Genomic DNA, 23531 nt, shown 5'->3' with positions numbered 1-23531 from the left:
GTCAGAAGTGCCGCTGGAGTGCGACCTGGACGGTCCGCGGTTCGCCCGGCGTCGTGCGGGTCAGCGAGGCGGTGGGGAAATAGCGTGCGTTGAAGATGTTGCGAACATTGGCCTGTGCCGACCAATCGCCGAAACCGTAAAAGAGCGCACCGTCGACCAGGGCATAGCCATCGAGATAGAAGGGCTCCGTCGCCCCCGGCACGGCCGATGCCGTACTGGCAACGCGGTTGCTTTCATGATGAACGCCTGCGCCAGCACCCAGTTTGGCCAGCGGGCCATCCTGGATCGTGTAGCGCGCCCAGAGATCGACGATGTGGCGAGGGACGCTACCGAGCCGGGATCCGACGCGGAGCCGGTTGTCGGCGGTCACCTTCGCGTCGAGATAGGTATAGGCAGCAGTAAGGTCGATGCCGCGTGCCGGTCGCCATGCGCCTTCCGCCTCGATGCCGCGCGTGCGCTGTTCCCCGGTCAGGACATAGACGTTGGGCAGCACCGCATCGGCCGTGGCGACATTGGCGCGGGTCAGCGAGAAGAGGGTCAGCATGCCAGTCAACCGGCCGTCGCCGCGCGCGACCTTCACCCCGCCTTCGTAATTGACGCCGCGTTCGGGCGGCAGCACGCGCTGGTTGACGTCGCGGTAACTGAACTGCGGAGTGAAGGATTTGGAATAGTTCACATAAAGCGACGACCAGTCGTTCAGCGCCAGCGTCGCGCCAGCGCGCGGGCTAAACGCTCTCGCGCTGGTTTTCGGACCGGGTACGCCGCCATTCAGATTGATCGCCGAAGCATCGTCCCAGCGACCGCCGACCGTGACTGCCAGAACCTCGCCGAGCTTGATGTGATCTTGGACGTAAAACCCCAGTTGCTTGGTTCGGCTACCTGCACTGGACGTGGGAACTGCCGGATTATGGTTGCTGACCGTGCCATAGACCGGCGCATAGAGATCAAGATAATAAGGCTTGCTGGTGTCGTAGAGATTGATGTTGTCCGCCTTGCGACTTCCGTAATCGACACCTGTCAGGACATAGTGGTTCAGCGGTCCGGTGTTGAAACGCGCGCTGGCGTTGGTGTCGACCCGGAAATAGGTGCCGTTCTCCTCATATGGCCCGTAAAAGGCCCGGCTGATCCGCCGGTATGCGGGGATCGCAGGGGTGGTGGCAGTCGCCGGAACGGCCTGCGCGTTGATGCCGGTGACGAACAGCCAATTGTCCCAGCCATTATGGAAATCCTGATAGCGCAGCGACTGGTGGAGCACGATTGCGCTACCGATCCGGTGATCGACGACGTAACCAACGTTCCAATAATCGTTCTTTTGCTTGGCGGGATACGCGGTGTCATTGATCGACAGGTCGACCGGCAGCGGTCCGTTCGGATTGGGAAGAGCGGTGCCATAGGCCGTGGTAGGCGACCATGGCCGGATATCATCCTTCTGATAGCGGGCCAGCAAAGTCAGCGTCGTGCTCGGCGCGATTTTCCAACTGAGTGAGGGAGCGAGGAAGATCCGTTTCTGGCCCGAGGACTGCACGAAGAAATCCTGATTGCGGTAGATCCCTGCCAGCCTCGCCGTAACGGTGCCGTCGCGTGTCAGCGGGCCGTTCGCGTCGGCCCGCAATTCTACCAGGTCATAAGACCCGGCGCTGGCCCCGATATCGAGGAAGGCTTGGTCCTGCGGACGCTTGCTGACGAGGTTGACGATGCCGGATAACGGCCCCTGTCCGAACAGGCCGGAGGCCGGCCCCTTGACCACCTCGATCCGTTCCAGCCCGGTCATTTCGGACGTGCCCATACCGGTATCGTCGAGCAGACCGTCGAGATAGGTTGCACCCGACGAGGCGTTGAACCCGCGGATGTTGAAGCCGTCGAAAAAACCGTAGGTGTTGTTGCGCGAGACGCCGGCAACCCCCGCCAACGCGTCGCCGAGCCGCAGCACGCCACGGTCGCGCAACGTCTGTTGCGACACACTTGAGATCGCCTGCGCTGTTTCCAGAGGCGGTATCTCCGCCTTGGACGCGATCAACGCTCCGCCGACCTGGTGTGCGGTGACGATGATGTCGTTTTGCTTCTCTTCCGCCTCGGATGCCGTCTGCGCCCACGCTTCCGCTGGCAGATCGAGCGTCGACGCGAACAGCAAGGCTCCGGTCGTCCGCGCAACAATCTTTTTCAACGTGTCCCCCTGTCATTCGTGAGGAGCCTATACGCACAGTTGAGATTGACTCGCAATAGCAATGCAAATAGCGGGCGGCTTCAATCTTTGGGGGACAACGTCATGTGCAAATTCGTCGGATCACTTCTGTCAGCATCGATCCTGGCAGGCGTGTCGCTGTGTCCGGCGGCACATGCGCTCAGCCTCGATCCTCCGCAGGAAGTTAATCCGCGCGACGCGCAAGAGGAGAAATCCGACATCGTCGTGACCGGCCTGAAGTCCGACGACGGCCAGGGCAGGGTCACGGAGGGCGGCGCCCTGGGTCCAAAAACCCTCTTGGACACGCCATATTCGATCACGGTCGTAGACAAGGACGATATCGCCAAGCGACAAGCCAACAGCATCGCGCAGATCTTCGTCAACGACCCGTCGGTGTCGTCATCCGCACCGGCCGGGACGACCAACTGGTGGGGCGCGCAAATCCGCGGACTGGGCGTGCGCAACTACTATATCGATGACGTCCCGCTGCTGCTGTACTGGGGCGGCGATTTCCCGCTGGAGCCGATCGAGAGCGTGACGGCGCTGAAAGGCCTGACCGGTTTCATGTACGGCTTCGGTTCGCCGGGCGGGGTCATCAGCTATCGCACCAAGCGGCCGACCGCAGCCCCGCTGCTGACCACGGAAATCGGTTATCGCACCAACAGCATCTTTTACGGCCGGATCGATGCGGGCGGTCCGTTGAGCAAGGATGGCAGGCTGGGCTATCGCCTCAACCTGGCTGGGGAAAAGGGTACGGCCTACAATAGGGCCGGGGTCAATCGCCTGGTGGGGTCGCTCGCGCTGGAATATGCCGTCAGCTCCAAGCTGAACTGGTATGCGACCGCGACCTACGAGGATAGCGACCTGCGGCACGAACCGTTCCAGGTCTATTGGAGCGGCTATGCCGATACCGTCCTGCCGAAGGTCAGCTATGATTATGGCAAGCTGAACATTGCCAACAGTTTCTACCGAACCAAAACGCTGTCGACCGCGACCGGGCTGCACTGGTCTTTTGCCGATGGCTGGTCGGCAAAGCTGACCTACGGCTATACCAGCAAGCTGCATCATTCGAACAAGATGTTCGTCTACATGCTGAATCAGGCGGGGGATTATGAGGGGAACGCCTATAATTTCGCCCAACTGGACAGGAATCATTTCGCCCAGGCGATGATCCAGGGTGCTTTCACGACCGGTCCGCTGCGCCACGAACTCGTCGCCGGGGCGGCGTATCAGAGCAGCCCTACCAAATTCGGGCTGACCGACTATCACTGGGGCAACGATTTCAACGGCAATATCTACCAAGACCAGCCGTTCCGCGTGACCCGCACCATTCGGTTCGGCACGGATGGGTCGCCGTCGCGGGACCGGCAGGAGGCACTGTTCCTGAGCGATACAGTGCATCTGGGCGATCATGTCCAGGCGATGCTTGGCGCGCGCTACACCCGCTACCGGCTGTTCGACCTTGACGCGGATACGACAACAGACTCGGGCTATCGTACTTCGGCCGTGACGCCGACGGTCGCGCTGATCTACAAGCCTGTGCCGTTCCTCTCGATCTATGGCAGCTTTGTCGAGGCCATGGAGCCGGGCAGCCGCGTCGGCGGCGAATATGCCAATGTCGGCGAAGTGCTGAAGGCGACGATCAGCCGGCAATATGAGGTAGGGGCTAAATACGAACATCGCGCGCTGAGCCTGACCACTGCCGCCTTCCGCATCGAACGCGCGAACACGATCGACAGCATCGTTGCAGGGGCGCGCCGACTGACCCAGGACGGACTGACGGTATACAAGGGCGTGGAAGCGATCGCCGGATATCGCGTGACGTCGGACCTGAAGCTGGGACTGGGCGCCGTCCATCTCGATCCGACGATTCGCGACGTGTCTGCGGGCAACGAAAACCTACTTGGCCATATTCCCGGCGGTGCATCGAAATGGCAGATCGTTGGCAACGGCGAATATCACGTCGCTGCCATTCAGGGGTTCAGCCTCCACGCCAATGTCCGCTATTTCGGCAAGGCGCCGACCGACGATCGGAATCTCCTTTTCATCCCGGCGCGCACGCTTGCGAACGCTGGTTTTCAGTATGAGACGGGAATCGGCGGTCGCACGGTGACCTTTGTCGGCAATGTGAACAACATGCTGAATGCGAAATATTGGACACAGACGAATGTCGGTGAGGGTATCAACGGGTCGCTGAGCGCGCGCGTCGCTTGGTAGTAACATCGTTAGGCGGCAGCCGCTTACCACTCCCGCGCGTATGTCCCGGTCGGATCCACGGAAGACCGTGGTTCCGACCGGGAATAATGGCCCTGACTTTGGTCTGCCACGCGTTGAGCAAAACGGCCTCTGTTGGATGGGCCTATCCATCCAACAGAGGGTGGGTCAGAAGCTGTAGCGCAGGCGAACACCGTAGGTGCGCGGCGGAGCAAGGACGCCGTTGATCGGGTAACCGGTCAACGCAACCGACTGATATGCGGTGTCGGCGGTCTTTTCGTTCGTGATGTTGTTGATGAATCCGATGATCTTGTATCCGGCCACCGCCTCATAGGCGAGCGACACATCGGCCTTGCCGAACGACGGCTGCGAGATTGCGGCGACGTTGAATTCGTCGAAAAAGACCTTCGACGACCAGTTGCCCTGTACCCGTGGCACGATCGTCCCATGGGCGATGGCGATCCGGTATTCCACGCCGGCGTTGGCGGTGAAGTCGGGCGCTTGCGGCATCCGGTTCCCCGACAGATCGAGCAGCCCGAGCGACGGCCGTCCCGGATCGGTGTTGAAGAAGTCCGTGAAGCGCGCGTGCATCCAGCTTCCATTGAGATTGAAGCGCAGTTCGGGGGTAGGATCGAAGTTGGCTTCCGCCTCTACGCCATAAATCCGCGCCGCTGCGGCGTTGGTCAGCTGTGCCGCGGTGCCGACCAGTTTTGACAACTGGAGATCGGAATAGTCGTAGTAGAAGCCGGCGAGATTGAGTCGCAACCGGTTGGAAAGACCGCGTACCTTCAGGCCCGCTTCATAGGCCCAGACCGATTCCGGTTTCACCGCAGGGTTCGACAGGATCACGCCCGTGCTCGTCGGGATCACCTGTGTACCGCCCAGATTGAACAGGCCCGCCTTGAAGCCCTTTGACACCGACGCGTAGAGTAAGGTCTGCGGATTGACCTGGAAGTTCACGCCGAACTTAGGCGTGAACGAATTGAAGCGTGCCGAAACGCGGTTAGGGGCAGCAAAGGGCAGCTTCGGATTGTTGAGATCGGCCGGTGCCAGGAACGCCCCCGACCGGACGAAATCGGTGTAGAGATCGTCGTCCGTTTTCTTTTCCGTGCTGTACCGCGCGCCGACGATAAGAGTCAGGCGATCCGTGGCGTGGTACGAGCCCTGGCCGAAGACCGCGACACCGCGTGTCTTGAGGTTTCCGCCGGCGGCATAAGTGCCGACATAGGTTCCTGGAACATAAGGGAAGCCAAAAACAGCAGCGTTGGCTGGCGACCATTGCGTGCCGAACAGATCCTCTGCGAAGAAATAGGCGCCGGTCGTGACGTCAAACCGGTTCCCGGTGTAGTTGACGTTGAGTTCCTGCGAATAGGTATCCGACTTCTCGTTGGTGATCGCCCGTGCAATCGGTGCACTGGTCGAGTCGATATCGGCGTTCAAATAGACGTCGGTGTGGCGCCATGCGCTGACCGACCTAATCGAAAATGCACCGAGATCGAGTTTCGCGTCAACCACCACGCCGCCGGTTTTCCGATCGTACCGCGTATCCATGTCGTTCGCGACGTTGTAGCTGCGCTGGAGGGCGACACCGCCCAGAGCAACGCCCAACAGCGGCTGTCCGGTGACGCCGACTTCGCCGGTCAGACCGCGCGCGCCGATCAAGTTTGGCTGACTTGAGTTGTCCTTCTGCCGACCAATATCGCCGATGACGGTGATGGCGAGGTTGGGGGCAGGGCGCCAGAGCGCGGTCAAGCGCGCGCTGCGGCTCCTGACGTTGTTGACGTCGTTGCCGGTGACGATGTTTTTGCCATAGCCATCGCGGGTCTGGCTGAACACGGCCATACGAATGCCGAGCGTATCAGTAACGGGTCCGCCCACCGCACCCTCGGCGATCAGGTCGTTGTAATTGCCGTACGAGACCTGGCCGTAACCGGACCACGAATTGGTCGGCCGGTTGGTGTAGATGTTGACCGCGCCGCCGGTGGCGTTGCGGCCATACAGCGTTCCCTGCGGGCCGCGCAGAACTTCGACGCGGCTGACATCGTAGAAATTGCCGATCTGGGCGGCGGGGCGGGAGACGTACACATCGTTGAGGTTGTACGCGACACTGCCTTCGGCCCCGGCGGCCGTGTTGCTGAAGCCGATCCCGCGGATGTTGAGTTTCGCCGAACCCAGAATTTCGCTGTAGTTGAAGCTCGGGATGCTCGTTGCGAGACTTGCAATCTGGATGATGCCGGCTTTGGCGAGCGATTCACCGGAAATCGCGGTGATTGCGATTGGCACCCGTTGCACGCTGGACTCGCGCTTGTCCGCGGTGACGATGATGTCGTCGCTGTTTCCTTGAACGGGCGCGAGGGAGGCCGCGGCTGTCGGCTCCGGTGCGGCCTGATCTAGTGCGGGCGCGGTTTGCGCTACGGATGGTACCGACCATAGCAGAACGGCGGACGACGCCGCGAGCAGCAGGTTCGTCCGGAAGTTGCAGGATATATAGGTCATAGCCTTCCCCCTCTTTAGTGTTGCCGGCTGCGCAGGACGCGCGGAGCCGAGAAAGCGTTCGCGCGTAAGCGTGCGAACCGTGGGGCAGGGTTGTCCTGATATTCGGGATCAACCTGCCGGTCGAATACGAAGTCCGTCGAGCCGCGCACGCTCTGGTGGTGCCGCCCGTCGCTTCCTTCTGCGGGAGTATGAAGGCCTGTCGGGATGGTGCGTTTGTCGCCGGCCTTTGCCGGTCGCTGGAAAATGATGGAACAGGCCACGGCACGCCGCTGCCGCAAGGTTTCCGAAATGCCTCCTCGTGCTCTCATTTCGCGCTCCACTCCCGACCTTTGGCCGTATCGACATCACGCCATTTCGGCTGTCTCGATTATTTGTAGGTGAAACATCCGTTGTAATGCGAACTATGTCAAGCCTGTTGAGTCGAGCGTCGAAAAGCTTTGAAAAGCCCGGACAACGATCAGATCGGTTCGGCCATTCGGGTGTAGAAGCTGTCCACTGCGGCTTGCGCGTTGAGCTTCATTCCTTCGTTCCTGCGAACGCATGCAGCGGCATCTTCCTGGCCGCCGCGCTCACCGACCTTGCGCGACTCTTCCTGGACGAAAGTGCAACGTTCGACTCGACGCTCGTAGAAGGCGGCAAGACAGGCGGGAATGTCGGTTGCCTGCCCCAGCATCTCTGCCAGGACGACCGCATCTTCCAGGGCCATGGCACCGCCTTGGCCCATGAACGGGGAGGAGGCGTGCGCGGCATCCCCGATTAACAGGGTGCGACCCTTGTTCCACGGCATCGGTAACCGCATCTCCTCGACTGCCGTATAGAGTACCTGTTCGGGGCGCTGGATCTCGGCGAGGAGGGGCGCGGCCGGCCCTTCGAACTCGCCGAATTTGGCCACCATTTCGGTGTGAAGCGTCGCGGGATCGTAGTAGCGATCCTTGGTCTCGTTCGCGGTGGCGAAAACATACAGCATATCATTGCTGATCGGCATGATGCCCAACCGTTTGCCAACACCCATCATCATGATCTTATTGGTGATTGCTGCCGGCTTTCGGTGGATGCTGCGCCATACGCCAAAGCCGGAAAAACTGGGTTCAATCGCGCCGTAAAGCTTCGTTCTGGTCGCGGAACGGATGCCATCCGCGCCAATCACGGCGTCATAGCGACCGAGGCTTCCGTCGGAAAACGCCACTGAAACGTGATCGCCAGCATCGTCGATCTGTTCGACGACGGTGCCGAGTCGAATCGGAACGCGATGCGACTCCAGCGCCGCTGCCAGAACGCGGTGCATTTCGGAGCGCTTGATGCCGAGAATCGGTGGAACATGACTGCCGCCGATGCGGGGATAGACGGTTGAGACAATCGTTGTCCCATCGGCGTTGTAATACGGATTGACGCCGTCTTCGCTCGACCAGCCAGCGTCCAGAATGTCGGCAAGGACGCCGATGCGGTCCAGCGCCGCCAGCCCGTTGGCATAGACGAAAATGCCCGAGCTCGAGGGCTGCCACACCGCCTGTTTCTCGACCAGTGTGGGCTCGATGTTCTCGCGGGCAAGCGCGATTGCGAGCGCTGCCCCGGCAATGCCGCCGCCAATCACCAGGACGCTTTTAGTCGAATGCATAGATCCAAACTCCAACCTGTGGTTCATGTTCTCATTTAAACCACTTGCCTCACATATAAACAAGCGATAGATCGAAATCACCTCATCGATCGGGACGCCTGCGGTCAGCCGCTACTGCCAGGTCAACCTTGGTAGAACGTGCGCGCTCGCGTCTTCCCGCAGAAGCAAGGTTAGAAATGATCAACGTCGAGACTGAAATGAACCCCACGATAGAAGCACAGGCTGAGCAGGCTAGCGTGGGCGAGGTCATCGTGCGCCTGCTCGAACATTGGGGCGTGACCTACGCTTTTGGCGTGATCAGCATCCACAACATGCCGATTCTCGATCCGCTGGGCGTGCGCGACAATATCCGCTTTGTGGCGGCGCGCGGGGAAGCGGGCGGCTTGAACATGGCGGATGCCTATGCGCGGGTGTCGGGCTCGCTGGGCGTGGCGTTCACCAGCACTGGCACCGCGGCAGGCAATGCGGCCGGCGCCATGGTCGAAGCCCTGACTGCCGGATCGCCGGTAATGCACATCACAGGCCAGGTCGAACTCGAGCATCTCGACCGGGACCGCGCCTATATTCACGAAGCGCCGCGCCAGTTGGAAATGCTGCAAGCGATTTCCAAGGCGGCATTCCGGATCAGCTCGCCAGACGAACTGGTGGCGACGATGGTGGAAGCCGCGACGGTCGCGCTTTCCGCGCCGACCGGCCCGGTCAGCATCGAGATTCCGGTGGACGTGCAGGCGGCATTGATGTCGGTTCCTGCCGTCCTGCCCGAAATCGAACGGCGCGTGCTGCCGACCGCGCAGAGCGATATCGATGCGCTGGCGGCCATGCTGCGTGCAGCCCGGCGCCCGATGGTGCTGCTGGGCGGTGGTGCGCGTGGGGCGGAAGCCGAAGCGACGCAGCTCGCCGATTTGGGTGTGCCGATCGTCACGTCGACCAACGGCCGGGGCATCGTGCCTGAAATGCATCCGTTGTCGCTGGGCGCGTTCAATTGCACTCCGCAGATCCAGGCTCTGTATGAAGAGGCGGACTTGCTGATCGTCGCAGGATCGCGGCTCCGCGGCAACGAAACCTGGACCTACAAGCTGCGCCTGCCGGCGCGTGTCGCAGTGATCGATTGCGATGTAACGGCTGATGGTCGCACCTATAGCAACGACCTGTTCGTACACGGCGATGTGCGCACTGCGCTGGCTGGGCTGGTCGACGCGGCGGCGGAAGGGCTGGAAATCGAACCCGCGTTCGTCGCCAAGATCACCGCCGCGCGCGAAGCCATGCCGGCGAACCTGCGCGCCGGCTTGGGCGACTATGCCGAATTGGTCGATGCTGTGCAGGCGGCCATCCCCGCCGAGGCGGCATGGGTGCGCGACGTCACCATTTCGAATAGCACCTGGGGAAACCGCTATCTTCGCGTCGGCCACTCGCGCGCCGGCGTTCACGCAGTGGGCGGCGGCATCGGCCAGGGATTGCCGATGGCGATCGGTGCGGCGTTGGCGTCTCCGGCGGGCGCGTTCGCGTTGTCCGGCGATGGCGGTCTCAGCCTGTGTCTGGGTGAATTGATGACGCTGGCGGAAGAGCAGCCGGACGTGACGCTGATCCTGATGAACGACCTGGGATATGGCGTGATCCGCAATATCCAGGACGTGGAGTATGGCGCGCGCAAGTTGTTCTCCAACATCCTGATCCCCGACTTCGGCGCACTCGCCGTCGCTATGGGGTTGCGGCATGAGAAGGTTAGCGACGTGGGCGACGTGGCCGCTGCGCTGGCGCGGGCACGGTCCAAGCCCGGCGCTGCTATCATTGAAGTCGATATGGTGGCGATCGGGCCGTATCCCGTGCGCTTCGCAGGCCCTCCCAAGCTGGCGAAGTGACCATGTCGGCCCGTCCCCCCCTTGGCATCGGTTTCATTGGTGACGGTGGCATTGCGCATTCGGTTCGCGAAGCGCTGACCGCATGCGGCGATGTGCCGTATCGTACTGTGGCGATCCTGACGCGACCGTTCGTGCTCGATGGCGATCGCCCGATCGTGGAGGATGTGGCAGCGCTGGTTGCTGCCCGACCGGACATCGTGGTGGAATGCGCCGGTCACAGCGCCGTGTCCGAATTTGGCGAGGCGGTCCTGCGCGCGGGGATTCCACTGATGGTCGTTTCCATCGGATCGCTTGCCGACGATGCATTGCTGGCACGGTTGCGCACCGCAGCGGACGATGGCGGCAGCCGGGTCATTCTTGCCGCGGGGGCGATGGCCGGGATCGACGCGCTGGCCGCGGCACGGCTGGGGGGGCTGTCGCGTGTACGGTATATCGGACGCAAACCGCCGATGGCCTGGGCTGGAACCCCGGCCGAGGAACTGGTGGACTTGTCGAACCTGCAGGCGCCGGCCACGTTTTACGTCGGCAATGCGCGGCAGGCGGCGCTGGAATACCCGAAGAATTCCAACGTGGCGGCGACGATCGCGTTGGCCGGGATCGGTTTCGATCAAACCGAGGTCGAACTCGTGGCCGATCCGAATGTAGCCAAGAACGTCCACGAGCTGATGTTCGAGGGCGGCGATGGCCGCTTCGAGATCAGCATTTGCGGGGAACCCTCGCGCGCCAATCCAAAGACTTCGGCGCTGACGGCGCACAGCATCGCTCGACTGCTTTCGGGCATGGCTTCCCCCATCGTCATCTGATCGGAAACGGGCATGGACTTCACGAAGATCTTCGTCGGCGGCGACTGGCGCACCGGCCGGGGCGGCTTGGTCGATAGCATCAATCCCGCCGATGGCAGAGTTGTCACCCGTTATGGTACCGCCGGCGTGGACGACGTGAAGGACGCGGTCGCCGCAGGTCAGCGCGCTGTCGCCGATCCCGAATGGCGCGCAATGTTGCCCCACCAGCGTGCCCGCATCCTTACCCGGATTGGCGACGCGATCGAGGCCGATGTCGACACGATTTCCGTATTGCAGACGGCCGATACCGGAAAGTCGCGCGCCGAAACGCGGGCGCTGGCGCTCTCCGCTGCAAGCACGTTCCGCTACTTCGCCGCAGCGCTGGAAACCATGGACGAAAGCCTGACCAGCCCGCGCGGACGCTATTTGACGCTGTCCTTGCACGAACCAATCGGCGTGATCGGCGCGATCACGCCGTGGAACTCGCCGATTGCCAGTGACGCGCAAAAGATCGCGCCCGCGCTCGCTGCGGGCAATGCGGTGGTGCTGAAGCCAGCGGAATGGACGTCGCTTGTGTCGCTTCATCTGGCAGGCATTATCGCCGCCCAAGGGCTGCCCAAGGGGTTGCTGTCGGTGTTGCCGGGGCCGGGGCGCATCATCGGAGAAGCGATCGTCCGCCACCCCGGAGTGGGCAAGATCCTGTTTACTGGAGGTACCGCCACCGGTCGTCGTATCGCCGCTGCTGCTGCCGAAAAGCTGATGCCGGTTTCGCTCGAGTTGGGCGGCAAATCGCCGACGATTGTACTGCCCGATGCGGACATCGACCAGGCGATCGCCGGCATTCTGTTTGGGATCTTCAGCTCATCCGGCCAATCCTGCATCGCCGGGTCTCGCCTGTTTGTCGCACGATCGCTTTATGACGCGTTCGTGCCGCGCCTCGTTGAACGGACCAAGGCGCTGCGAGTTGGGCCGGGTACCGCGCCGGATACGCAGGTCGCACCGCTCGTCTCCACCCTTCACCGCGACACCGTCGCAGACTTTGTCGAGCGCGCTTTGGCGGACGGGGCAACGTTGCTGTGCGGCGGCGGTCGACCGGAAGGCGCGCTGTATGACAATGGCGCCTATTATCTCCCGACAATCCTGGCTGGCGTCACCAACGACGCCGCGATCTGTCGCGAGGAAGTGTTCGGGCCGGTACTGGTGGTAATGCCGTTCGACGACGAGGCCGACCTCATCGCCCAGGCGAATGACAGTGTTTATGGTCTGGCCGCTGGGATCTGGACCCAGAACTTTCCCCGGGCCTATGCGCTTGCCCGGCAGTTGGAAGTCGGGACGGTGTGGATCAACACGTATAAGCAATTCAGCATCTCGACGCCGTTTGGTGGCTGGAAAGACAGCGGTCTTGGTCGCGAAAAGGGGCGGGACGGGATCCGGGCCCACATGCAGCAGAAAAGCGTCTATGTCGGGTTGGATCCTTCGCCTTTGCCTTGGGCGTGAACCAATTGTGGTTTGCTGGCGCATCGGTATAGGCTGGGCTGAAGGATAAGAGGGCTCCCGATGTCTGACGAAGAACAACCCGATGCGCTGGATGAGCGGTACATCGTGCCCGGCCTGGCGCGCGGGCTGCAGATGCTGCAGTCGTTCACTCGCGATCGGCAGGAGCAAACTATCGCCGAGATGGCGCGGCATGCCAGCGTCACCCGTTCGAGCGCGTTTCGAATCGTGTACACGCTGGAGGCCTGCGGTTTTCTGCGGCGCGGACAGGATTCTCGGCGGTATCAACTCGGGTCGCGCGTGTTGGAGTTGGGGTACAGTTTCCTGGCGGGCAAGGACCTTATCGAAGTCGCCACGCCGATCCTCCGGAAGTTGCGCGATGACACGCAGACATCCACCCATCTTGCCGTGCGCGAAGGTTGGGAAGTCGTCTATGTCGCCCGGTTCCAGGGAAACACGTCGCTGATCAGCGCAATGACGGTGGGCACCCGGCTGCCTGCCCATGCCACGGCACCGGGCCGCGTGTTGTTGACCGGCCTGCCGCTGTCCGAGGTCGTGGCGCTGTACGAATCCTATAATTTCCAGACGTTCACGCCGGAGACGCCGGACAGCATCGGTGCTCTGGTTGATCTGGTCGAACGCGCCCGGCGCGAAACCAGCGTGGTCAGCTGGGGCTTCTTTGACCGCGACGTGGCGAGCGTTGCCGCGCCCGTGTTTGGGGCCAGCGGCAAGCTGGAAGCGGCAATTTCGGTAAGCTGCCCGATCACCACCTATGACCGGGAAAACTTTTCTACCACCGTGCGCAGTGCGGTTGAAGCCGCGGCTGCAGAGATCTCGCGCGGCATGGGCTATCGCAAGATGGAGGCGGCCTGAGGGTCAGCCCTCGTCAACGGCGGCTTTGAGCTTGGTCAAGAACGCTAGCATCGATGCGGCGGGATCCTCGCCCTTTTCGTGGAGCACGGTGATTCCCCATTGTTCCAGCACCGCATCCTGCACAGGATCTTCCTTGGCGGTGAACACGAAGGACGAGGGGCGATCGCGTTCGCGGCCTGAATCCCGCCAGGTCTGCCACATGCGATACAGGGTCAGCCGGATGTTCAGGTCCGACATGCTGTAACCGACGAAGATCAGCGTGCGACCGAGCGCATCGGCCTTGAACTTGGTATCGAGCGGTGTCTCGAATGCGAGCCGCTTAAAATAGTCGGTCTCGGCGATGACCAGCGATTCATCGTCATCGAAATCGCCGTGGAATTTGACGATCTGCGGCTGGCCGACATCGGCGTTGACGATGTCGCTGGTGTTGGCGACCTTCGCGAACGGCTTGCCGTGGATCTGATACGCGATCTCTAGATTATTGTCGTAATTGGTCGTGTAGATGATCGGGAAATCGAGCTGGACAATGAGTTCGTGGATACGCGATTCCGCTACACGGTCAGCCGATACGCTCCAGGTGCGGTCCATCCAGCTGCGCAATGGGCCGATGCTCCCGTGCTGTAGCCGGTAATATTCGGCCAGCGTTTGATAACTCCAGTTGCCCGGCTGGTCCATCAGTCCGAGTTCGCTGCGCATGTGATCGATCAACTCAGCCCAGGAGGGCAGGCCGACGCTCATCGACACGCCTGCGCCCGCGAACAGGATCGCGCGTCGATCGCGAACGGCGTTGGCGAGCTTTGCGAGCGACGTCATGCGGCGCGGATCAAAAACGAGCCGAGGCTGAACATGCCCGGCACGATCCGACCATCCTGTGGGTTCGTCAACCCCGTAGGACGGGTGTTTAGGGGCGGGGTTTAGGCAAGAGGTAGATGTCACCGCATCGGCCCGGGCGGCAAGGATCAGCTCGGTCATAAGGATCACGAAGGCTTCCCATTTCGTAGAAGTCATGTGCGCGGCGACAGTGCGGCAAAGCCCTATGCCAGCCTTGGGGGGCATAGGGCTCTGCGAGGCAGGCGAGACTTGGTCCGGTCAGGCGGTCTCGTCGGACAGGAAGGTTTCAACCAGTCGGTTAAACTCGTCAGCGCGCTCGACCTGCGCCCAATGCCCGCATTGCGAAAAGACGTGCAGATCCGCGTTCGGCATAAGACGCAACAGGATTAACGCCGTATCCCACGGTACTACCCGGTCGTCGCGGCCGTAGATAAGCAGCGTCTTGTGGGGGATGTCGCCGGCACGGCGCCACAACGTCCGCATCCAATCCAGGTTCGGCTTCGAATGCACCAGCAGTTCGCGTGCGACGGAAGCCTCGAAGCGGCGTTCGACCATTTCCGGCGTGATCCGGTCCTGGTCGAACACCATGCCGCGCAGGATGCGTTCCAGTTTTTCCTTGGTTGGTTCGTCCTTGTAAAACTCCGTCATGTTCCGCGCGCCTTCGGTCGGAAGCGGGGAGAACATTGGCAGCGATCCCGCCGTTCCCATCAAGATCAGGCGATCGACGATTTCCGGCCGCGCCAGAGCGACTTCGATGGAGACGCTGCCGCCCACGGAATTGCCGAGGAAATGCGCAGATGGGATCCCCATCGCGTCGAGCATGTCGATGATGACGGTCGCGTACCAAGCGACGTCCATATAACCGTTGGCCGGTTTGCCGGATTTGCCACAATGCGGCAGGTCGATCGCCAGGACGCGATATTTCTCCGCATAAATAGGCAGATTGGAACCGAAATTGCCCCATGCGGAAGCGCCGGGCGCGGTGCCGTGCAGTAGAACCAGCACCGGGCCCGATCCCGCTTCGTGATAGTGCATCGTGGTGCCCTGCACCTCGATCGTGCGGGACGTGCTTTCAGCCGTATGGGTTGAGACCGTCATTGTGTTCTCTTTTCGTCGAAAGGGGTAGGGGGCAGGATCAATGCCGCGCGGGCGGATTGAACTTGTGACCCCAGACGCTCGGTTCCGTGTGGTGCGTGACGTGCCACGTCTCATCGTCCACGCTGAGGCTGCCCCAGCCGAACTCGACCGCCCATCCTGACGGTGTGAGCACGTAGAAGGAAACGACGTTGTCGTTGGAGTGACGACCCAGATCCATCAGGATATGCGCGCCCGCCTTTTTTGCACGATCCAGGGCAAAGCCGACTGCGTCGAGCGTGGTCACCTCGAGCATCAAATGGTTGAAGCGGCGCGGCAGGGGCCAATTGCCGAGGGCCAGCGAATGGTGGCGGCTGTTGACGTGGAAGAAGGTGAGGTGTGCGATGCGATCCGGCAGGGCCAGATCGTTATAATCGCTGATCTTGAAGTCCAGCGTCTTCTGGTAGAACTTGACCTGAGAGTCATAGTCGTCGGTCCCCAGCACGATATGGCCAAGGCCCTGCTCACCGGTCAAGAAGCCGACGCTCTTGGGCGACTGGAACGGATCGTGCCGGACTTCCGTCGCACCGTAGAAGGCCTCGACGCGGTTGCCGTCTGCATCCCTGAAATGGAAGAACGACAGGACGCGCCGCTCCTTGGCTTCTTCAGGCGTGCCGTCGGTGATGGCGACGCCCGACGCCTGCAGGCTTTCACGTAGCGACTGAAGATCCTCGAGCTTGGTGGTTTCCCAGCCGGCGTAGAGAATGTCTTCGCTTGGCCCCGGCTTTAGAAAAATGCGGGCCTGATAGCTGTCGTTGCGCAGTACCAGCGTGCCATCGGCCAACTCTTCGCCGATCTGGAGACCGAGGATCTCCGTCGCGAAATGCTTCCATTCATCAAATTTGACGGTTTCGAACGCCAGGTAACCTAGGGTGCGGATCTGTGACAATGGTGCTCTCCTGTGATCGAGGGGAATGGGGTGTCGGCGGCACTCAGGGATCGAACCGCTTCGCCAAGCCATGACCCCCCGCGACGGCAGCGAGGCCTCTGACGCCGATTCCGCCATCGACATGAATGACCGTCCCTGTCGCTGCGGCGCCATCGCGACGCGAGGCGAGCAGCAAATAGGGGCCGACATATTCGCTGACGTCGGGCAGTCGGGCGAGTGGCACGCCGACCTCCAGCCAATCCGCCAGCGGGAATGCGTCGATTGACTTGTCCGACTGGCCCAGCGCGGCGGGGCCGCGCAGGTTGGTGGAGATGGCGCCCGGGGCGACTGCATTGACGCGGACAAATGGCGCCAGTTCGTGCGCCGCCTGGCGCATCAGACCGAGATTGGCGTGTTTGGTTGCAGTGTAGATGGTCCCGCCGCCGCCGCGATAAAAAGCGGCGTTGCTCAGCGTCATGACGACGCTGCCGCGGCTGCGCACCAATGCCGGGATGGCGGCCTTCAGCGCGAAGAAATAGCCCTTGGTGTTGATCGCGAAGAGCTCATCGAACGCCTGTTCGAGCACGTCATCGGCGATATCGACCAGCGCGGCGTTATAATCCCAGATGCCGGCGTTCGCGATCAGGCAGTCGAGCTTACCGAAGCGTTCGCAGGCAAGGTCCACCGCCGCCTGGTTTGCCGCCAGGCTGCGCACGTCGCCGGTGATCGTCGCAACCCGATCGCCTGCCAGCGCGCCAAGCGCTTCTGCGTTCATATCGAGGAGGGTCACCGATGCGCCTTCCTCGAGGAAACGCGCGGCGATCGCGCGACCGAGGCCCGAGGCACCGCCGGTGATGAGGACAGATTGACCGTCAAGCTGCGCCACGAACACGTTCCTTACCTAGTTTGCGCAGATCCTGCGTGGGGTCGCTCAGCACGTCGTGCGATGGCGTTACGCCGCGTTCGATGAGCCGCATGGCGCCGCGAACATCGTTCGCGCGGTTGAGCGTAACGGCAGCGACCAGCGCGCCGTCGCGCAGGTGGAACACGGTGGCGCTTCCCGAAGCCGGATCGCCACGCAGCACCGCTTCGTCGCCCGGGCGCGCAAGGCCGCAGCCTTCGAGGTGATGCGTATATTGATCCGTCCAGAACCACGGGAGCTCGTGATAGGGCTCGCCACGGCCAAGCATCGCGCGGGCTGCGGCGGCGCCCTGTTGCTGGGCGTTACGCCAATGCTCCAGCCGACCAGCGACTGGCATGTAGCGCGACTGATGCCGCGCCACGTCGCCGGCAGCATAGACCCCCGGCGCCGACGTGGCGCAGAACGGATCGACCAGAATGCCGTTGTCGACGGCCAGTCCGGCGGCTTCCGCAAGCGCGGTTTCCGGCACGATGCCGATCCCGACGACCACGATGTCCACCGCGATCTGGCGGCCGTCGTGCAACTCCACCGCTTCGACCGCAGTATCGCCATGCAGGCGGACCACGGCTGCGTTGCTGTGGATGCGGACACCATGGCCGCGGTGCACCGCCATCATCGCGTCAGCCAGGGGTGCCGGCAGGACGCGTGCAAGGCAGCGATCTTCCGCCTCGATCCAGTCGACTTCGCACCCCGCCTGAGCAGCGCTCGCCGCCACTTCCGCGCCGATCAATCCGCCACCGATCACCGCAACGCGCATGCCGGGCCGTAGTCCGGTATGGATGGCCAGGCCATCGCGCGCGTTGCGGACATAATGCAGCCCGTCCAATTCTGCGCCCGGCACGGGCAGATGTCGGGGCTTGCCGCCGGTTGCCATCAGGAGCCGGTCGAACGTGATGGACTCGTCTTCGCCGAGCAGCACGCGCCCGCCGGTCAGATCGATTGCGGTCACCGTAACGCCGAGACGCAGATCGATCCGAAGCTCGGCATAGCGATCCGCCGTCAGGATCGGCGGGACCGTCCCAGCCAGCAGCAGTTCCTTCGACACCGCCGGCCGATCATAGGGCAGCTGTTCTTCCGCACCGATCAGGACGATGTCGCCGATATGCCCTTCATCTCGCAAAGTCATGGCGGCCGCCACGCCGGCCGCACTGGCCCCGATGATGACAATGGTGCCGATCATGTGTCTGTCCCATCGGGCACACCGACCAGTATGCGACCGTCGTCGACGCGCACGGGATAGGTCGTGAGCGGAATGGTCGCGGGCAGGGTGCGCGCCTTGCCGGTGCGGATGCAGAAGGTGCCCGCATGCAGCGGGCATTCGATCCGCCCGTCTTCAACAAACCCTTCCGCCAACGAAGCCACTGCATGGGTGCAGATGTCCTGCGTCGCAAAATACCCGTCCTCCAGCCGATACACGGCGATCGGACCCGCTGCCGATTCGATGCGCATTACATCGTCGATCGCGAGATCATCGCCCCCGGTAACTTCCAGCCACTGCATGTCGATCACGTCCGCACCGCGATCAAAAGAACAGCACGAGGTTGTTGGACGCGATGACCGACTGGTCCCCCGTCACCAACCGTCCGGCGATCCGCCAGCCATCCGCCGTGAGCCGCAGCACATCATTGCGCCGGCCGGAGAACAGCGACGGCGGTTCATCCATCCGTGAGATGTAGACGAGGAACGCCGATGTCACCTTGATCTCGTCCGGCTGGTCGCCGGCGGCGATCTGGACGTTGGAAATCACGTGCCGCGCGCGGGCGCGGGGGTCATCGGACCAGGCGGTGCCGGACAGCAGGCGCTTTACCCGCGTTGCCATCCGCTTCTTGTTGTCGTCGAAGATCATGATCTCGTCGCCCGACTTGAAGCGACGTTCGTCGCGCCGGGTACGATCGATCCGCAGCGGCATCTGATACACGATGTCTTCCGCCATTAGGTCGAGCCAGTCGTTATACTGGCGATCATCCAGAATGCAGGCTTCGTGATAATAGAACTGCTCGATTTCCCATTGCAGGCGCAGCGGATCACTTTCGATGTCGATCGGCGCATCCAGCGCTACGGCGGCTTCAGCGGACATTTGCGAGAACCTCCTGCTTTGTGGCGCCGGCTTCCAGCGCTTCGTTCGGCTTCGTCACCAACTCCAGCCAGCGGGCGTAGAAGTTGCGGGCCGATACTTCCGTCAAATCCGGGCCGGTGAGACCCGGCCAGTCGTCGTACGACTGATAGCCGCCCATCTGCATGTTCAGTTCGGACGTGCGCGCGATCGCCCCGCTCAGCGGCCGCTGGATATCCACCCAGTTGGCGCTATCGTCCTGCTCGAAGATGCCAGCGGGACCGAACGTCATCGCCGTCACTTTGCTGCGCAGTTCGACGACTTCCTCGGGCGAGTTGCGATCGTACAGAACCCAGGCCCAGATCTCCATCTCGTTCGGGCCGCGCGGAATCCACACATTGATGCGGCGATTGGCGTGCAGATAGCCGAAAGTCGGGAAGAAGTTGCAGTAGACCGGGTAGAAATCGGCCCATTGTTGACCGAATTTGGCGGCGACGCCGGGCTGTTCGATCTGAGTGATATAGTCCGCACCGATCTGACCGGTTGTCGTCATCAACTGCGCAACGAACGCCTCCTGGCCCGCCAGGAAACCGCCGCCATGCCCCTCGACGCTGGTGAAAATACGCCCTGGCTCCCCATCGAAGGGCGGAGCTTCGCCTTCGATCAGGGCTGTGATCGCGGACGAGTGAGAGGTCATGAAGTGAAAATTGTCGCTGGTCAGCTGTTCGGCGCCCAGCTTCCAATTGCACTGCACCCGCCATTTATACACACCGCCATACGCTGCCATGCCGCCTTCGGTTCGACCGAAGTTAAGGTCGAAATACAGCGCAGCGTCACCAAGCGAGGTGCGGAAGTCCGGCGCGTTTTCGTCCCAGTTGCCAAAGACTAGCCCGTGATGGACCTCGACCTGCGGCACACGGCGCGCGCTCCATTTCTTGCGATCGAGCGGTTCCTTGTACGAGAATTCTTCCCGTGGAACGTTGGTGAGGGTGCCGGCCGTGTCGTACGTCCAACCATGATAGGTGCAGGTGAAATTGCGGGTGTTGCCGGATTCCCCGCGACACAGCGTGGCGCCGCGGTGGCGGCACTGGTTGAGAAAGGCCGCGATCGTGCCGTCCGCCTGGCGGACGACGATTACGGGATCTTCGCCCATATAAGCGACGAAATAGTCGCCGCTGTTCGGAATCTGCGAATCCGGGCAAAGCATGATCCAGCTCCGCGCGAAGATTCGTTCGAGCTCGAGCTGATAGATTTCGGGATCCGAGTAGACCGAGGCGTGGATTACGCCGGCATCCGGCTGGACGAGGTTTCGGATCTTTTCCTCAAGATCGCTTGATCGTCCACTAACCTTCTCGCGATCCATCCTATCTCTCCCGACTGATGTTCGAACGCGGCAGAATTCTATCGCCGCAAGCGCTTGCTCGCTTGGGCGGTGTTCCGGTCTGCCTGCGGCATCTTTTGGCGCGATGATCGGCCAACCCAGGTAGCCTATGCTGATCCAGGGTCTTCGTCATTGATCGTTCGTTTGCTCTTTTTTACCGAGCGTTTTGGTGCGATCGTGCTGCGGAGCCGTCACAATTGAAACAGAGTTACGCAGTTATGCCGATGGCGCTAACAAAGAACCGGTTCGCTGAGAACCCGACGAATTACCGACCGGAGATGCCGATCGACGATCTGTTGCGCATGATCCGGTTGACCGGCGTGCTGCAGGTGCCGTCGATCATGACGGAACCCTGGGGCCTGGCGTGCCCGCGACAGGACGATTCTGTTACGCTACATTTGATCATGAGCGGCCACTGCCTCGCTTATCTCGATGACAAGAAGGATCCGGTCCGCCTGAACGAAGGCGATGCGCTACTGGCCGTACCGCCGCTGGCATACACGATGGCGGACAGCGTCACGACGGAACCCGTCGCGCTCACCGACGTGATGCTCGCACAGATGGACGAAGCCGACTCGCCCGATGCTTTCCTGGCCAGTCTGTTTACGACATGGACGCGGCATGGCGGGGACGGACGTTCCGCGCAGCTGCTGACGCTGCGCATGTATCTGGATCGCCGCTTTCCATCGGCTGTGTTGCGCAATCTGCCGCGCTTGTTGCGCCTTCCGGGCTTCATCGGACGCAGGACTCCGTTCGTGCAGGACATTACGACGCAAATAGGAGAACTCGGACGCCAAGGGTTCATGGGCCACTCGATCGCGACCCGGCTTGCCGAAGGCGTGTTGGCGGCTTGCATCAAGGACCATTTCGACCACGCGTTTAGCGGGATCGATGTGAAACGCGGGCTCAATGACCCGCTGATTTCGCGCATCCTGCACGCCATTTACGAAGATCCCGCGCAGGATTGGAGCATCGCGACGTTGGCGGAGCGCGCCTGTATGTCACGTTCGGCGTTCATTTCGCGCTTCACGCGCGTTACCGGCCAGACGCCGAACGGGTTTGTAACATCGGTGCGGATGATGCGTGCGACCGAGATGTTGGAACAGACCGCAATCCCGCTTGCGCAGATCGCGATCGACACGGGATACGGATCAGAAGCGGCTTTTTCGCGCGCGTTCCACCGCTGGACCGGCAGAACGCCTGGCACATTTCGCCGTCGCGGGTAAGGGGGAGGACGACTCCCCCGCTACGTGAAGGGATTGATTCGCGTTAAACAACAATGTGCGCGGCTGACGAAGTTCCATTCGCCAAGCGTGCGCCTTTAGGAACATCTCACAATTTGGGAAGAAAGGTGCCTCCCAAATTGCATGACCGTATGGCGCTGGTTAGCTCTTACCCGAAGGGGAGACGTTCATGTCTTCCTGCTCGATCCCGAAAAGGCGAGCGTGGGATATGACGTCGATAACGTGCGCGATCCGGTTCGAACTCGGGCGGCGGCGCATGGTGGATAGCCGGAAGAGAAGACCGTGGCACTCGATCTCGTCGGTGCCGAACGCGCCAACGCAACGCCCGCCTGAGCGGGCCAACCTAAAAATGGATTTCGGCCATGGTTGAGTACGCCAACACCGCGCCCCCGCAACGTTCAGCAACGGGTGGAGGTGCACGCCACGCCGTAGTGCTGATCGCTGCCAGCCTGATGCCGGTGCTGGCGATTCTCTCGTTGGTCCCGGTGCTACCGGCGTTGACCCGGGAATTCGCGGCGACGCCGGGAGCGCTGTATCTAGTGCCGGTAGCGTTGACACTGCCGGCCCTGTGTATTGCCCTGTTCTCGCCAGCCGCCGGATGGTTGGCGGATCGTATCGGGCGGAAACGTCTGCTCGTCGGCGCTTTGGCGCTGTATGGCGTCTGTGGCGTGGCGCCGTTGTTCCTGCACAGCATTACCGCGCTGCTGGTCACGCGCTTCGGTGTCGGCGTGTTCGAAGCAACGGTGATGACGCTCGCCTTCACGCTGCTGGGTGATTATTACGAAGGCGAGGCACGCCGACGTTGGTACGCGATCCAAGTCTTGTGCAGCAGCTTGTGCGCGATCGTGGCAGTGGCGCTGGGCGGACTGATGGGCCAGCTGCTCGGGCCGCGCGGCCCATTCTGCCTCTACTTCATCGCGCTTCCCGTCGCATTGGCGTGCGCGCTGATCCTGTTCGAACCGCTCCGTCGTCACGTCGCCAAGGCCGCGGGCTTCCCGATGACACGCAGCTTTGCATCGCTGCTCGGACTTACCGTCCTTGCCGGTCTGTTGTTCTACGCCGTCCAACTCGGCCTCGGCCAGATCTTGGAAGGCGTGGGCGTATCCGCGCCATCCAAAATCGGGCTGATCGGCGCTACCGACGGGGTGGCGATCGCGCTGGGTTCGCTCCTGTTCAAGCGCTACGCCAAAATCGGCACGCCACGCATGCTGATGGCGGGGTTCGGCAGCGCCGCGATCGGCTACGCCATGATCGGGCTGTCGCACACCCCGGCGGTGGTGGTTGCGGCATCGATCGTCACCTGTTTTGGCGGCGGCATCCTGCTCCCGACTCTGCTGACCGCGGCGATGAGCACGCTAAGCGACGAGAATCGCGGACGTGGCACAGGCATGTGGCTCAGCGCATTCTATTTGGCGCAATTTATCACGCCGCTGCTGATGATCGCGTTGGCGAACCTTTTTGGCGGAAATAATCAAGCGCTGCTCTTCATGGGCCTGTTGGGGGGCGCACTTGCGGTTTCGATGGGGGCCTGGATCGCGCGGCCAAGGTCGGCGGTGCCAGCCTGATCGCGTCGATTTCTTTAC

General features: G+C 62.0%; 18 protein-coding genes. 7 read left to right on the top strand and 11 right to left on the bottom strand.

Annotation, left to right across the window (positions count from 1 at the left end):
• Position 1: 1 nt before the first annotated feature.
• A complete protein-coding gene (locus tag ABIC16_RS13555; RefSeq protein ID WP_354291500.1) occupies positions 2-2164 on the bottom strand; it encodes a TonB-dependent siderophore receptor in 2163 nt (720 codons plus the stop codon).
• A gap of 102 nt (positions 2165-2266) precedes the next feature.
• Between ABIC16_RS13555 and ABIC16_RS13550 the strand changes: the two genes are divergently transcribed.
• The gene (locus ABIC16_RS13550) at positions 2267-4399 is read left to right on the top strand and encodes a TonB-dependent siderophore receptor (RefSeq protein WP_354291499.1); all 2133 of its coding nucleotides are present in this window, start codon (positions 2267-2269) and stop codon (positions 4397-4399) included.
• A gap of 165 nt (positions 4400-4564) precedes the next feature.
• Here the strand turns inward: ABIC16_RS13550 and ABIC16_RS13545 are convergent, their stop codons facing one another.
• Entirely contained in the window at positions 4565-6892 is a 2328-nt protein-coding gene (locus tag ABIC16_RS13545) for a TonB-dependent receptor (RefSeq protein ID WP_277968453.1), read from the bottom strand.
• 457 nt (positions 6893-7349) lie between these two features.
• Positions 7350-8507: an FAD-dependent monooxygenase gene (locus ABIC16_RS13540; protein WP_354291498.1), complete on the bottom strand. Its 1158-nt coding sequence runs from the start codon at positions 8505-8507 to the stop codon at positions 7350-7352.
• A 197-nt stretch (positions 8508-8704) separates the two neighbouring features.
• Here ABIC16_RS13540 and ABIC16_RS13535 point away from each other — a divergent pair, with 197 nt between their 5' ends.
• Genes ABIC16_RS13535 through ABIC16_RS13520 form a run of 4 tightly spaced genes read left to right on the top strand, consistent with a single transcriptional unit; the run spans position 8705 to position 13515 of the window.
• Positions 8705-10366: a thiamine pyrophosphate-binding protein gene (locus tag ABIC16_RS13535; protein WP_354291497.1), complete on the top strand. Its 1662-nt coding sequence runs from the start codon at positions 8705-8707 to the stop codon at positions 10364-10366.
• A gap of 2 nt (positions 10367-10368) precedes the next feature.
• Entirely contained in the window at positions 10369-11169 is an 801-nt protein-coding gene (locus ABIC16_RS13530) for an aspartate dehydrogenase (RefSeq protein ID WP_354291496.1), read from the top strand.
• A 12-nt stretch (positions 11170-11181) separates the two neighbouring features.
• Positions 11182-12645 carry an aldehyde dehydrogenase gene (locus ABIC16_RS13525; protein WP_354291495.1) on the top strand — a complete coding sequence of 488 codons (1464 nt, stop codon included), beginning with the start codon at positions 11182-11184 and terminating at the stop codon, positions 12643-12645.
• Between the two features lie 60 nt (positions 12646-12705).
• Positions 12706-13515: an IclR family transcriptional regulator gene (locus tag ABIC16_RS13520; protein ID WP_277968448.1), complete on the top strand. Its 810-nt coding sequence runs from the start codon at positions 12706-12708 to the stop codon at positions 13513-13515.
• 3 nt (positions 13516-13518) lie between these two features.
• On the opposite strand, the gene ABIC16_RS13515 is transcribed toward ABIC16_RS13520, so the two are convergent.
• The 8 genes from ABIC16_RS13515 to ABIC16_RS13480 form a co-directional block, all read right to left on the bottom strand.
• The gene (locus ABIC16_RS13515) at positions 13519-14328 is read right to left on the bottom strand and encodes an SIR2 family NAD-dependent protein deacylase (RefSeq protein ID WP_277968447.1); all 810 of its coding nucleotides are present in this window, start codon (positions 14326-14328) and stop codon (positions 13519-13521) included.
• A 276-nt stretch (positions 14329-14604) separates the two neighbouring features.
• Positions 14605-15381 carry an alpha/beta fold hydrolase gene (locus ABIC16_RS13510; protein ID WP_354291494.1) on the bottom strand — a complete coding sequence of 259 codons (777 nt, stop codon included), beginning with the start codon at positions 15379-15381 and terminating at the stop codon, positions 14605-14607.
• Positions 15382-15481: 100 nt separating this feature from the next.
• The gene (locus ABIC16_RS13505; protein WP_354291493.1) at positions 15482-16369 is read right to left on the bottom strand and encodes a VOC family protein; all 888 of its coding nucleotides are present in this window, start codon (positions 16367-16369) and stop codon (positions 15482-15484) included.
• Between the two features lie 43 nt (positions 16370-16412).
• Positions 16413-17234 carry a 3-(cis-5,6-dihydroxycyclohexa-1,3-dien-1-yl)propanoate dehydrogenase gene (gene hcaB / locus ABIC16_RS13500; RefSeq protein WP_354291492.1) on the bottom strand — a complete coding sequence of 274 codons (822 nt, stop codon included), beginning with the start codon at positions 17232-17234 and terminating at the stop codon, positions 16413-16415.
• Positions 17221-18450, bottom strand: coding sequence for an NAD(P)/FAD-dependent oxidoreductase (locus tag ABIC16_RS13495; RefSeq protein WP_354291491.1), 1230 nt, complete (start codon positions 18448-18450; stop codon positions 17221-17223). Before ABIC16_RS13495 ends, hcaB begins: the two co-directional genes overlap by 14 nt.
• Positions 18447-18770 carry a non-heme iron oxygenase ferredoxin subunit gene (locus ABIC16_RS13490; protein ID WP_277968482.1) on the bottom strand — a complete coding sequence of 108 codons (324 nt, stop codon included), beginning with the start codon at positions 18768-18770 and terminating at the stop codon, positions 18447-18449. The genes ABIC16_RS13495 and ABIC16_RS13490 overlap by 4 nt, the downstream gene beginning before the upstream one ends.
• Before the next feature lie 22 nt (positions 18771-18792).
• Positions 18793-19347: an aromatic-ring-hydroxylating dioxygenase subunit beta gene (locus ABIC16_RS13485; protein ID WP_354291490.1), complete on the bottom strand. Its 555-nt coding sequence runs from the start codon at positions 19345-19347 to the stop codon at positions 18793-18795.
• On the bottom strand, positions 19337-20530 hold the full coding sequence (locus tag ABIC16_RS13480) for an aromatic ring-hydroxylating oxygenase subunit alpha (RefSeq protein ID WP_277968481.1): 1194 nt from the start codon (positions 20528-20530) through the stop codon (positions 19337-19339). Before ABIC16_RS13480 ends, ABIC16_RS13485 begins: the two co-directional genes overlap by 11 nt.
• Before the next feature lie 452 nt (positions 20531-20982).
• Here ABIC16_RS13480 and ABIC16_RS13475 point away from each other — a divergent pair, with 452 nt between their 5' ends.
• Positions 20983-21930, top strand: coding sequence for a helix-turn-helix domain-containing protein (locus tag ABIC16_RS13475; protein WP_354291489.1), 948 nt, complete (start codon positions 20983-20985; stop codon positions 21928-21930).
• A 380-nt stretch (positions 21931-22310) separates the two neighbouring features.
• A complete protein-coding gene (locus ABIC16_RS13470; RefSeq protein WP_354291488.1) occupies positions 22311-23513 on the top strand; it encodes an MFS transporter in 1203 nt (400 codons plus the stop codon).
• The last annotated feature ends 18 nt before the right edge of the window (positions 23514-23531 follow it).

Origin of the sequence: Sphingomonas sp. PvP055 (genome assembly GCF_040546365.1) — a bacterium.
Taxonomy (GTDB): Bacteria; Pseudomonadota; Alphaproteobacteria; order Sphingomonadales; family Sphingomonadaceae; genus Sphingomonas; species Sphingomonas echinoides_A.
This window is presented reverse-complemented; position numbering and strand designations above follow the sequence as displayed.